At 38.7% G+C, this 12,338-nt stretch carries 12 protein-coding genes; 6 read left to right on the top strand and 6 right to left on the bottom strand.

What is annotated here, in order from left to right; genetic code table 11:
* Window positions 1-441: 441 nt before the first annotated feature.
* The gene (locus tag ACIQXH_RS09730) at window positions 442-1,425 is read left to right on the top strand and encodes a COX15/CtaA family protein (RefSeq protein ID WP_402868112.1); all 984 of its coding nucleotides are present in this window, start codon (window positions 442-444) and stop codon (window positions 1,423-1,425) included.
* Between the two features lie 157 nt (window positions 1,426-1,582).
* Here ACIQXH_RS09730 and pyc read toward each other — a convergent pair whose 3' ends face one another.
* Window positions 1,583-5,020: a pyruvate carboxylase gene (gene pyc, locus ACIQXH_RS09735; RefSeq protein ID WP_402868110.1), complete on the bottom strand. Its 3,438-nt coding sequence runs from the start codon at window positions 5,018-5,020 to the stop codon at window positions 1,583-1,585.
* A 533-nt stretch (window positions 5,021-5,553) separates the two neighbouring features.
* Window positions 5,554-5,835 carry an Fpa/YlaN family protein gene (locus ACIQXH_RS09740; protein WP_402868108.1) on the bottom strand — a complete coding sequence of 94 codons (282 nt, stop codon included), beginning with the start codon at window positions 5,833-5,835 and terminating at the stop codon, window positions 5,554-5,556.
* Window positions 5,836-6,034: 199 nt separating this feature from the next.
* On the opposite strand from ACIQXH_RS09740, the gene ACIQXH_RS09745 reads away from it, so the two are divergent.
* Entirely contained in the window at window positions 6,035-6,538 is a 504-nt protein-coding gene (locus ACIQXH_RS09745) for a molybdopterin-binding protein (protein ID WP_402868563.1), read from the top strand.
* Window positions 6,539-6,598: 60 nt separating this feature from the next.
* Here ACIQXH_RS09745 and ACIQXH_RS09750 read toward each other — a convergent pair whose 3' ends face one another.
* Entirely contained in the window at window positions 6,599-7,927 is a 1,329-nt protein-coding gene (locus ACIQXH_RS09750) for a PhoH family protein (protein ID WP_402868106.1), read from the bottom strand.
* Between the two features lie 211 nt (window positions 7,928-8,138).
* On the opposite strand from ACIQXH_RS09750, the gene ACIQXH_RS09755 reads away from it, so the two are divergent.
* The 3 genes from ACIQXH_RS09755 (at window position 8,139) to ACIQXH_RS09765 (ending at window position 9,498) form a co-directional block, all read left to right on the top strand.
* Complete coding sequence (locus ACIQXH_RS09755) at window positions 8,139-8,738, top strand: YhcN/YlaJ family sporulation lipoprotein (protein ID WP_402868105.1); 600 nt, start codon at window positions 8,139-8,141, stop codon at window positions 8,736-8,738.
* Window positions 8,739-8,885: 147 nt separating this feature from the next.
* Window positions 8,886-9,086: a YlaI family protein gene (locus ACIQXH_RS09760; protein WP_402868104.1), complete on the top strand. Its 201-nt coding sequence runs from the start codon at window positions 8,886-8,888 to the stop codon at window positions 9,084-9,086.
* Window positions 9,076-9,498: a hypothetical protein gene (locus ACIQXH_RS09765; protein ID WP_402868103.1), complete on the top strand. Its 423-nt coding sequence runs from the start codon at window positions 9,076-9,078 to the stop codon at window positions 9,496-9,498. The genes ACIQXH_RS09760 and ACIQXH_RS09765 overlap by 11 nt, the downstream gene beginning before the upstream one ends.
* A gap of 31 nt (window positions 9,499-9,529) precedes the next feature.
* Here the strand turns inward: ACIQXH_RS09765 and ACIQXH_RS09770 are convergent, their stop codons facing one another.
* The 3 genes from ACIQXH_RS09770 to typA are packed head-to-tail and all read right to left on the bottom strand — an operon-like array spanning window position 9,530 to window position 12,000.
* Entirely contained in the window at window positions 9,530-9,814 is a 285-nt protein-coding gene (locus tag ACIQXH_RS09770) for a hypothetical protein (RefSeq protein ID WP_403080051.1), read from the bottom strand.
* 7 nt (window positions 9,815-9,821) lie between these two features.
* On the bottom strand, window positions 9,822-10,130 hold the full coding sequence (locus ACIQXH_RS09775) for a YlaH-like family protein (RefSeq protein ID WP_402868100.1): 309 nt from the start codon (window positions 10,128-10,130) through the stop codon (window positions 9,822-9,824).
* A gap of 22 nt (window positions 10,131-10,152) precedes the next feature.
* Window positions 10,153-12,000, bottom strand: a complete 1,848-nt coding sequence (gene typA / locus ACIQXH_RS09780; protein WP_402868099.1) for a translational GTPase TypA — start codon at window positions 11,998-12,000, stop codon at window positions 10,153-10,155.
* A 125-nt stretch (window positions 12,001-12,125) separates the two neighbouring features.
* Here typA and ACIQXH_RS09785 point away from each other — a divergent pair, with 125 nt between their 5' ends.
* Window positions 12,126-12,308 carry a YlaF family protein gene (locus ACIQXH_RS09785; RefSeq protein ID WP_402868097.1) on the top strand — a complete coding sequence of 61 codons (183 nt, stop codon included), beginning with the start codon at window positions 12,126-12,128 and terminating at the stop codon, window positions 12,306-12,308.
* The last annotated feature ends 30 nt before the right edge of the window (window positions 12,309-12,338 follow it).

Consider the following 12,338-nt stretch of genomic DNA (forward strand, 5'->3'; position numbering starts at 1 on the left):
TTCATCCATAACAGTAAAAATTAGTAAAATCATTTCTTCAATATATTAAAACACATTTTTGGAAGCTTTTGTGAAATTTTTTCGAATAATTTTTGACCAAATTGTGTCGAGTTATTTTTCGATGAAAATACTGTAAACATCATGAATTTCACTTAAATCGCCATGTGGCGATCATTTTGGAAATATCCTACATATTCCCCCATTTCACTCTTTTTTACCATCCCCACTTCTTCAATTTTTATCAAATTCCCTTCTGAGTTTCAATCCATATTGATGGTAGCATTTAGGGATGCACTTTTTTTCGAACTTGTAAAATCATACTATTTTGTGTAATATCGAGGAGGTTCTACAAATATTTATCAATTACATTATGATATGATAATATGGTATGGATTTAATAAAACTAACTAATATGACTCCAAGAAAAAGGTGGGACTACTGGTGAAATCGTCACTTAAATGGTTTGCTGTTTTAACTACGATTGTAATGCTCTTTATCTTAATAGGGGGAGCCTTAGTCACAAAGACCGATTCCGGCATGGGCTGTGGTAGATCATGGCCATTATGTAATGGTCAATTAATCCCCGAAAAAATTACGTTCGCATTGGTTATTGAACTCTCCCATCGGGTTGTCTCAGGTGTAGGCGGATTCATGGTGCTGCTTTTATCAGTTATGTCTTGGCGAAAAATAGGTCATATTCGCGAAGCCCGCTTTCTATCGATTCTTTCATTCGGCTTCCTAGTTCTTCAAGGATTAATAGGAGCTGCTGCAGTTCTTTGGTCTCAATCTGATTTTGTTTTGGCTCTCCACTTTGGTATTTCCCTTATATCCTTTGCTTCCGTATTTTTATTAACCCTATTGATTTTCGAAGTGGACAAGAAGTTTGAGGCTGATAAACTGATTGTTGACAAAAGAATGGGATTTCACATTACCGGCATTTTGATTTTTTGTTTACTGGTCGTATATACCGGTGCTCTCGTAAGACATACTGAATCTAGTCTTATATGTAAAGATTGGCCTCTATGTGGGAATGGAACCTTCCTACCTACTAACACCTATGAATGGATACAAATGGGTCATAGGGCGATAGCAGGGATGATTTTCTTATGGGTTTCCTACGCTACCTTTTTGGCACATAAACACTATAAACATCAACGGGTCATATATGGTGGTTGGAATGCAGCATTCATTTTAGTCTTTTTACAAGTAACCGCCGGAGCTTTCATTATCTTTTCTAAACAAAATCTATATATTGCATTGGCACATGCTTTATTTATAGCCTGTTTTTTCGGGGTGATGAGCTATTTGCTTCTTCTCACTACAAGAAGCAAGAAAAACGCATTACTTATTGAAAAGGAGAATCAAGTTTCTTCTATTAATGAACGAGATGAGGGAATTGTATCACCGACCATTCCTGCCAGATGACGTCTGACTTTTCAAACAATAGCAGGTATACAAAAAGCCATCATTCAAAATGATGGCTTTTTGTATACCTGTTAAAAGGATAGCCTGAAAGAGGGCACTCCAGATGTTATCCCATCCGTGCGCCCTCTTTCAAAGCTAGTCTCTGACTCTCTTAGAGTTACTTAGTTATTTCAATCAATAGATCACCTGTACTGATGGCTTCTCCGTCTTTAACATAAATGTCTTTAATTGTACCAGAGAAAGGTGCTTGTACAGTTGTTTCCATTTTCATGGCTTCTGTAATGATCAGGTGATCACCCTGCTTGACTTGATCGCCTTTTTCGACGACAACGCGGATGACCGTACCAGGCATCGTAGCCCCAATATGTTCTTTATTTTTGGTGTCAGCCTTGATTTTGGTTTGCACGGACGATTTAATATTCTCATCCTTGATGATGACTTCACGAGATTGACCATTCAATTCAAAATACACAACCCGTGTGCCATCAGGCAATGGCTGTCCAATTGACACTAATTTAACGATAAGGGTTTTCCCCTTTTCTATTTCGACTTCGATTTCTTCTCCTAATCTCATGCCATATAAGAAAGTGGCTGTGTCTAGGTTGGATACATCGCCGAATAACTCTTTCGTTTTATTATAATCCAAGAATACTTTAGGATATAGGGCATATGCAAGCACATCGAAGTCTGTGACAGGACGTCCCACTTCTCGGAACAACTCTTCTCTTAATGCATCAAAATCTACAGCTTCCAGTAGTTCACCTGGTCTAACTGTAATCGGTTTTTTCCCTTTCAGGATAACTTCCTGAAGTTCCTTTGGAAAACCTCCTGTTGGTTGTCCCAAGTACCCCTCGAATAATTCAATAACGGAATCAGGAAAATCAATGGCTTGACCCTTTGTAAGAACATCCTCTTCCGAAAGGCTATTTTGTACCATGAATAAGGCCATGTCGCCTACAACTTTTGAAGATGGTGTCACTTTAACGATATCTCCGAACATGACATTGACGCGTCGATACATTTCCTTCACTTCATGCCAACGATCTCCAAGACCTACTGCTTTAGCCTGCTGTTGTAGATTACTATACTGTCCACCTGGCATTTCATGCTTATAAACTTCCGTGTGGGGTGCATTCATGCCACTTTCGAAGTCTTTATAGAACTTCCGTACCTCTCCCCAATACTCTCCTAGACGTTCAAGTGAATCCACTTCAAGTTTAGGCTGTCTACCCGATCCCTCCAGTGCATAATGAAGGGTTTGAATACTTGGCTGCGAAGTTAAGCCTGCAAGCGAGCCAATCGCCGTATCCACAATATCCACTCCTGCTTCAATGGCTTTTGAGTACGTAAAGATACCATTTCCGCTCGTATCATGCGAATGCAAATGAATAGGTAGAGAAGTCGTTTCCTTCAATTCCGATACAAGACGGTAAGCCGCATCCGGTTTCAAAAGACCTGCCATATCTTTGATAGCTAGAATATGAGCACCTGCATGCTCCAATTCCTTCGCCATGTTTTTATAGTATTCTATATTATATTTGCTGCGCGATGAATCATTCAAATCACCTGTGTAACAAATGGCCGCTTCGGCAATTTTACCAGATTGGCGGACAGCATCAATAGCCACTTCCATCCCTTTTACCCAGTTTAAGCTGTCGAAGATCCGGAAGACATCAATACCCGCCGCCGCTGATTTCTCAACGAATTCCTGTATGACATTGTCGGGATAGTTTTTATAACCCACTGCATTGGAAGCTCTTAAAAGCATTTGTAACAGGACATTAGGCGCTTTTTTCCTGAAACTTAACAAACGCTCCCATGGATCTTCTTTCAAGAAGCGATAGGCTACATCAAACGTTGCCCCGCCCCACATTTCCATGGAAAATAGGTTTGGAAGTAATTTTGCTGTAGGCTCTGCAATGTCCAGTATATCCTTTGATCTAATTCTTGTAGCCAATAATGATTGATGTGCATCACGGAAAGTCGTATCCGTAATTAATACTTCTTTCTGTTCCTTAATCCAGTTAACCAGGCCTTCTGCTCCTCGTTCGTCTAGAATATTCTTCGTACCTGGAGTAAGCGGCAGATTCTTGACATCCGGAATCGGTGCTGGGTCAAAGACCGGTTTTTTCTTCGTTTCCACACCTGGAAAACCATTCACCGTTACATTGCCGATATATGAAAGCATTTTTGTTCCACGGTCTTTTCTGACTGGGAAGTTAAACAATTCAGGCGTTGAATCGATAAATGAAGTATCGTACTCGCCCGTAATGAAATTCTTATGTTTGACAACATTCTCAAGGAATGGGATGTTTGTTTTAATTCCTCGAATCCTAAATTCCTTCAGGTTACGCACCATTTTGGAAGCAGCCTGCTCAAATGATAGTGCATGTGTTGAAAGCTTGACTAGCAAGGAATCATAATATGGGGTAATCACTGCACCTTGGAATCCATTACCTGCATCCAGACGTACGCCAAATCCTCCACCCGAACGGTAAACCATCATTTTTCCAGTGTCAGGCATAAAATTATTCAACGGATCTTCGGTTGTTACCCTTGATTGGATTGCATACCCATTTGTTTTAATGCCCGCTTGTTCTGGAATGGCGATCTTTTTACCATGTAGTTCATGGCCTTCGGCAATCATGATTTGCGATTGGACAATATCGATTCCTGTAATCATTTCGGTAATGGTATGCTCTACCTGAACCCTTGGATTGACTTCAATGAAATAAAATTCACCATTTGCCACAAGGAACTCCACTGTCCCAGCATTGACATAGTCGATATTTTTGGCCAATTTGACGGCAGCCTCGCAAATCTCTTCTCTAAGGCTCTCCGGAAGCGAAACTGAAGGAGCAACTTCAACGACTTTTTGATGACGTCTTTGCACCGAGCAGTCACGTTCATATAAATGAACGGTATTACCATGAGAATCTGCCAAGATTTGAACTTCGATATGCTTTGGATTTTTAATGTATCTCTCTACGTATACTTCATCATTCCCAAAGGCTGCTTTCGCTTCAGATTTACAGCGATTGTATGCTTCTTCGGTTTCTTCAAGTTTTTCGACAATACGCATGCCGCGTCCGCCTCCACCAAGTGAGGCTTTTATAATAATGGGGAAGCCATACTTCTTACCGAATTCTTTTACTTCTTCCACGCTTGTTACTGGTCCATCACTGCCTGGAATGACCGGAATACCAGCCAGTTCAGCTTGTGTTCTAGCTTTTACCTTGTCCCCAAACATATCTAAATGCCTTGATTCAGGTCCGATGAAGATAATTCCCTCTTCTTCGCAACGTTTAGCAAAATCTATATTTTCTGAAAGGAAGCCATAACCAGGATGAATAGCGTCAACTCCACTCATTTTGGCAATTGAAATAATCCCTTCAATATCCAAATATGCATCGATTGGCTTTTTACCTTCACCAACCAGATATGCTTCATCAGCCTTATAGCGGTGATAGGATCCGTAATCTTCCTTGGAATAGATTGCAACTGTACAAATGTCTAATTCCGTACATGCCCGAAAAATTCGAATCGCAATTTCCCCGCGATTTGCCGCAAGTACCTTTTCTATACGTTTAACCATTGCTACCACCCTAATCAATATGTATTTTTATAAATATATAGAAAAAAAGTGTGAGAGATATCACAACTTTTCATTCTCCATTAATAGAGATAACTTAAACGTCCATTTCATTAAGTGAATAATGAAAAAGAATAAAGCAAAATTTTTAAATAATTACTATTATTATGATATACCAACTTTTCGTACTTTTCACTTTAATAAGTAATTAATATAACCATAATACTAAAATAAACTGAATACAATAAAAAAATAAAAAATTCTTTCGTTTATATTTAAAAGTATTTTTCAATCCACTTTTTGTCTTAGTGCCATTGGATCAGCAACCGTATTCAAGTTTTGTATAATATTAAATGTTGTGAATGAATTTGATACATCATTACTAATATAAAAACATAAAAAGGACTAAACAAAGAATGTTCCGTCCTATTAGTATAACACTTTTAAAATAAGTATAACCTATTCATTTGATTATGTATACAAATAAAAAACTCAAACAATCATCGAGATTTGTTTGAGTTAGTATGTGCTATATATTATTTTTTTAATGATGCTTCATGTAATACTGACAATTCCCTTTCGAGTGTCTCTAAAAGAGATTTGCCTTCCAATTCCTCTATTAGGTCTAATCGTACAGCAAAATCAATTTCCCGTGATAGACCAAACATTTGAGTATCCAGTACCTCTTCATATAAAGGACATTGAGGCATAGTGAGATTCTCCATTTGAACTTTTATCAATTTTAGAATCTTGTCAGCATCTGCCTTTAATAAAGCAAAAGCTTTTTCTCGATGATTGACAAGCATTTCAGATGCCATGTTAAATCCCCCCGCTCAGAGCGATTAAATCTTATCTTTAAATTCTACCTTTAGTTGTCTTAAAAAGCAAGGATATTGACAAACTAAATGAATAACGAAACCTGGAAGAATTGTGCCGATGCATGCTCGATAATGTGACAATTCTCCTGTAATTGATTATAATTGTACATGTATGTGAGCAAAGGAAGGAATGAGATATTTGGAATCCATCGTGTTTATTAACGGAAATGTGAAATATCCTCTTACAATAGACCCTGGAGTATGGATCTTCGATGACCGTAAAATTGAGATTGATACATATTTCAGTGAAGAAAGAGTACAGATCAATGAACTAGAAGATTATACTAAGAAAGCTTCTAGACATTGGCAAAAAGAAATTCAAGAGGGAGCGGTTCTACCCCCTACAATAAAAACAGAACGGAAATTTGAGAAACAACGATTGCTTGAAGGTTCTTTTGGCATTCTGTTTGAACCTTTTTTAAAAAATGCCGAACCCGCTGATGATGCAACCGAAGTTATCGTTACTTCAGAAGGCAAAGAATTGGCGTTTCCGCTAGAAGATGCCATGAAATTTTTCATCGGGTTTTCAAAGGATGGACAACCACTTAAAGTGTCTGAAGGTGGTCCCATGGAAATTTATTTTGGTGATGGAAGTAATATCAATAATCCAATCAAGTATGTCACGTCTTTTACAGTCAAATAAGCTCGCCAATAGCAATACTCTAGAAAATGGCAGGGGATTTTCCCCGTGCCATTTTTTTATTTATAAAAGCGTTGCAGCAAGCTGTGCCAATGTAGATCTTTCCCCTTTTATCAGCTTGACATGCCCAGCAATCCGTTCCGTCTTGAATTTTTCGACTACATACGTCAAGCCATTATTATATTCATCTAAATATGGATGATCAATTTGTTCTGGATCTCCCATCAACACGATTTTGCTTCGTTCCCCTACCCTTGTTAAGATAGTCTTTACCTCATGTTTCGTCAGATTCTGTGCTTCATCAATGATGATGAATTGATCCGGTATGCTCCTTCCCCTGATATACGTCAGGGCTTCTACTTCAATCGAACTCATCCCTGCTAGAATGGCATCCAATTCTCCTGGTTTCTTGGTATTGAACAAGTATTGCAGATTATCGAATATAGGCTGCATCCACGGCTTCAATTTTTCTTCCTTTTCTCCAGGCAGATAACCAATATCTTTACCGACCGGTACAATTGGCCTTGCGACAAGAAGCTTCTTATAATGGGCTAAATCCTCTGTTTGCAACAAGCCTGTTGCCAAAGCAAGTAACGTTTTCCCAGTGCCCGCCTTACCAATTAGTGTCACAAGCTGTACATCTGAACGAAGCAACAAATCCAAAGCCATCGTTTGTTGAACATTCCTAGGCTTAATTCCCCATATATGTTCCCCTTCATACATCAACTTCTTAACAGTCTTACAGTTTTCATTGATGATCCCAATCGCCGAGGCTGAGCTTCCTAATGTATCCTTCATGAGGAGAAATTGATTGGGATAGTATTGATCTTCTGACAACTCTTCAAGTTCTAAATAACTTTTTTCATAAAATTTATTTAGGTTGTCAATTGAAACAAATATCTCTTTATATCCACCATAGACATGGTCCAATTCAACGACACGGTCATTTAAAAAGTCTTCTGCCTCAAGTCCGATAGCATCTGCCTTTACACGCACTAGTGTATCTTTGCTAACGAGGATGACCGTCTTCCCCTCTTCCTTCGTCTCTTCTTCCAATGACAAATTTTTAGCAACCGCCAATATTCGATTATCATTTGTTTTCTCGACAAAAATTTCCTGTAGTTCATGAAAAGAACGATGATTAAGTTCTATTCGTAAACTTCCTCCATTATGAAGCGGGATACTCTGGTGTAGTTTCCCTTTTTCCCGAAAATGATCAATTAATTTCGAAACCTGCCTTGCATTCCTTCCGATTTCATCCATATACCTTTTCTTAGAATCCAATTCTTCTAATACAACTGCTGGAATGACGATTTCATTAACCCCGAATGAATAAATAGAATACGGATCCTGCAACAGGACATTCGTATCTAAAACATAGATTTTGTCCAATATGACGCCTCCTGCCTGCTCTTTATCGGATATACCTAACAATGACTGCTCTTAGCAGTTATGTAGCGGACGAGACTGTTGATAAAATATATGTTCCTTTGTATAAAGATAGAAGAACAATTACAGACTATAAAGAAATCTTCCTTGATATAAAGATGCCAAATACACAATATGATCAATGAATTCTACGAGTAAAAAGGAGACGGAACTCTTGCGCAAACAAATTTTTTCATTGGCTGCACTCTTACTGATGTCAGGTTGTTCGACGGATCATGCAAGTGACGATTCAAAAGACCAGGCTAAAAACGGCTTAACCCAAGTTCATAACTCGACCATTCAGGAAAGCGATCGCAGGACCGGACAAGAAACATCCAAAAGGCTAACGAATCTGGCTCAATCAGTACCTGAAGTGAATGATGCCACCGCAGTTGTAATTGGGAAATACGCCCTGGTGGGGATTGATATCGACGCGGACATCGAACGCTCACAAGTCGGAACCGTTAAATACTCGGTTGGAGAGACATTAAAGAATGATCCTCATGGTGCCTATGCGATTGTCGTAGCCGATCCAGATTTAAATGCACGAATCAAAGAAGTTGCAGCAGACATTAAAAATGGCGAACCAGTAAGGGGGATATTAAATGAGTTGGCAGATATCACAAGCAGAGTCATACCTGAGGTACCTGGTGACACCTTGACACCTACCCCTGCAAAGGTTACGGATGATCAAGGGAACTCGCCCCATAATCAAGATGACAGAAAACAATTAGAAAAAGAACAAAACGAACAGTCCAATCATCATAAAGATTAACCTTTTCACCCCGTGGAATCTTCTTCGGGTTTTTTCTTATGTACAATTGCAAATCCCACACGGGAGACTTGTACTTTATCCTCGTTTTGGCATGAAATTATTGGTATACTTAAACACATACTGAAATCGAAGTGAGGTTCAATAATTATGAAGGTAAAATGCGTAATATGCGATCAAATCGAAGACATACCAGATGATAGTCCAGAAGCTAAGAAGCTACGTAACCGTCCTATACATACCTACATGTGCGATATATGTAAACAACGCATTGAAGAACGTACGAATGAACGGATTGCCACAGGCAATTTTCATCTCTACCGCACGATAAAAAAAGAAGATGAATGGTAAATCGTTCAATCGGATACTCCTGATTGGTCTGTTCAATGGATTATTACTTGGCTTTATAACGAAATGGATTGAAGTGTCCTCAGGAATAAAAGTGTATCAGCTTTTATTGAACGTGGATTTCATTCCTATTTTTGGGGAAATCCCTTGGAATGAAGCATGGCTATTTTCTTTTCATTTATTTATATCAATCTTCCTTACTTATGGCTATGCCTATATTATTCAAAAAAGAAAGATTGTGAAGCGATTTGCCTTTGCTAATTTATTCATCATTCCTGCCATCCTGCTTTATTTTCCATTGGCTTTCCTTTCTAAAACCATGGTTATTCCTTCTTTTGACTTGTTCACATTCTTATTGTGGGCACTTGCACATTTTATTTATTCTCTGTTCCTTCCATTGTCCATACAAAAATGACCGTGCGGAAAACCGCACGGTCATTTTTGTATTACTCGATATTTTTATACTTATCTGGCTCAAGTTGTATCTGATCCAACATGATATCAATTAATTCAATCGGGAAACGTTGCTTTTTCATTTCGTCTCCTACTTTATATTCAACAAAATAAAAAGGTTCTGTTTTTGTAACGGAATCAATCCTCACCTGGTGGTCGTTCTGAAGCATCTGCATAAAAAACATTTCTGTTTCTCGTGCGGCTGTATCATCGGGCATTTCATCACAAACAACTCTTATCGTCAGCCAATTGTATAAAGCATCTTGTAATGATTTCATAGCTCACTCAAGCCTGTTCTTCTTTTTTCGAATTATGAAGACGAATCTTATAAATTCCAAGGACAAGAGATGCTATGACTAACGCTTCCCCCATTGGGAGAAACACAGCGAAGAAAGAAAGAAGGGTACATCCAAGTGCCATTACCGCATAGATAATCACATTTTTGAGCAAAGGTAGCTTTTTGGCGAAACCTAGCTGATAGACAAGGATGCATAATCCAAAGATTGTTAAATACAAATACCACATTCCCGCTTCAGGGTTCTCATCCACTCTGTACAACGCTGCAAAAAATGATAATCGCTCTTGGATATCCAATCTTTACTCCTCCTCTAGCTAATTATTTTTCTTCAACAGCCACTTTTTTTCTTTTAGCTGCTCTTTCACGTTCGTTTTTATCAAGAATTTTCTTACGAAGACGGATTGATTCAGGAGTTACTTCACAATACTCATCATCGTTCAAATACTCAAGTGCTTCTTCAAGAGACATGATTCTTGGTTTCTTCATTGAAGAAGTTTGATCCTTATTTGCTGAACGCATGTTTGTCATTTGTTTTGCTTTAACGATATTAACTGTTAAATCTGCATCACGATTATGTTCGCCGACAATCATACCTTCATAAATGTCAGTACCTGGTTCAACAAAAATGACACCACGGTCTTCTACTTGCATAGTACCGTATTGTGTTGTTTTTCCTGATTCCATAGATACTAATACACCTTGACGTCTTCCGCCAACTTGGCCTTGTGCCATTGGTTGGTAGCTGTCAAATGAATGGTTCATGATACCGTAACCACGAGTGATTGTTAAGAACTCAGTAGAATAACCGATAAGTCCACGGGCTGGAATCGTGAATAGTAAACGAACTTGACCGCTTCCGCTATTGACCATGTCTAACAATTCGCCTTTACGTGCACCCATGGATTCCATGATAGCACCAGTATGCTCTTCTGGAACATCGATTTGAACACGTTCAACTGGCTCGCAACGTACGCCATCAATAAGACGAACGATAACTTCCGGTTTCGAAACTTGAAGCTCATAGCCTTCACGTCTCATGTTTTCAATCAGGATAGAAAGGTGAAGCTCTCCACGACCAGAAACAATCCATACGTCCGGAGAATCAGTATTTTCTACTCTTAAGCTTACATCTGTTTGCAATTGGCTTTTCAAACGCTCTTCGATTTTACGAGCCGTTACGAATTTACCTTCACGTCCTGCGAATGGGCTGTTGTTTACAAGGAAAGTCATTTGTAATGTTGGCTCATCGATACGTAGGATTGGAAGCGCATCAGGATGCTCTACTGGGCAAACCGTTTCACCGACGTTGATATCTTCCATACCGGAAACGGCGATTAGGTCACCAGCAACAGCTTCCTGGATTTCAACTTTTTTCAAGCCGATATAACCAAAGATTTTCGTTACACGGAATTGCTTAACTGATCCATCAAGCTTCATCAATGAAACTTGTTGTCCCACGTGCATTTTTCCGCGGAATACACGACCAACACCGATACGTCCTACATAGTCGTTGTAATCAAGTAAAGCCACTTGGAATTGCAGTGGTTCTTCTGAGTTATCGACTGGAGCAGGAATCGTTTCGATAATTGTTTCGAATAATGGAGTCATGTCTTTTTCTTGTTTAGTAGGATCTGAATCCAAGCTTGCTGTTCCAGCAATACCTGAAGTGAAGACTACTGGGAAGTCTAATTGTTCTTCTTCAGCGCCAAGTTCGATGAACAAGTCGATAACTTCGTCGACAACTTCATCTGGACGAGCAGAGTCTTTATCAATTTTATTCACGACAACGATAGGCGTGATTTTTTGTTCCAAAGCTTTTTTCAACACGAAACGTGTTTGAGGCATACAACCTTCATAAGCATCGACAACAAGTAAAACGCCATCGACCATTTTCATGATCCGTTCTACTTCACCACCAAAGTCAGCATGACCAGGTGTATCCAAGATATTAATTCTTGTGTCTTGATATTGAACTGCTGTATTTTTCGCAAGAATCGTAATTCCGCGTTCTTTTTCAATAGCATTAGAATCCATCGCACGTTCTTCAACGTGTTCGTTTTCACGGAAAGTACCAGATTGCTTAAGCAACTGATCCACTAAAGTTGTTTTACCATGATCGACGTGGGCAATGATGGCTATATTACGAATATTTTCTCTTAATTTCAAAAAATTCACTCCTAAAAAAATTTGGTGTTTAACGTATCACTAGTATTAACTTACATATTATATCACAAACATGGTAGAAACAAATAACGAAATTATGTACAATAGAATTATTAGGGGTGATTTTAATGAATATTAAATGGAATTTCTTAATTTTAGCGATACTGGCTACAGCAAGTATTGGCTCCATTGGCATCTTTATCGCGATAAAGAGCATACTCGGAATAGTAGCTGCAATCGTTGTGCTATGCGGAATAATGGGGTATGGCTTCTCTCAAAAGAAAAAACTGCGTGAAGCAGGAAAGTTATAAATAAAAAAACTCGCTGCTGATAGCGAGTTT

This window comes from Peribacillus sp. NPDC097225, assembly GCF_044761955.1.
Classification (GTDB): domain Bacteria; phylum Bacillota; class Bacilli; order Bacillales; family DSM-1321; genus Peribacillus.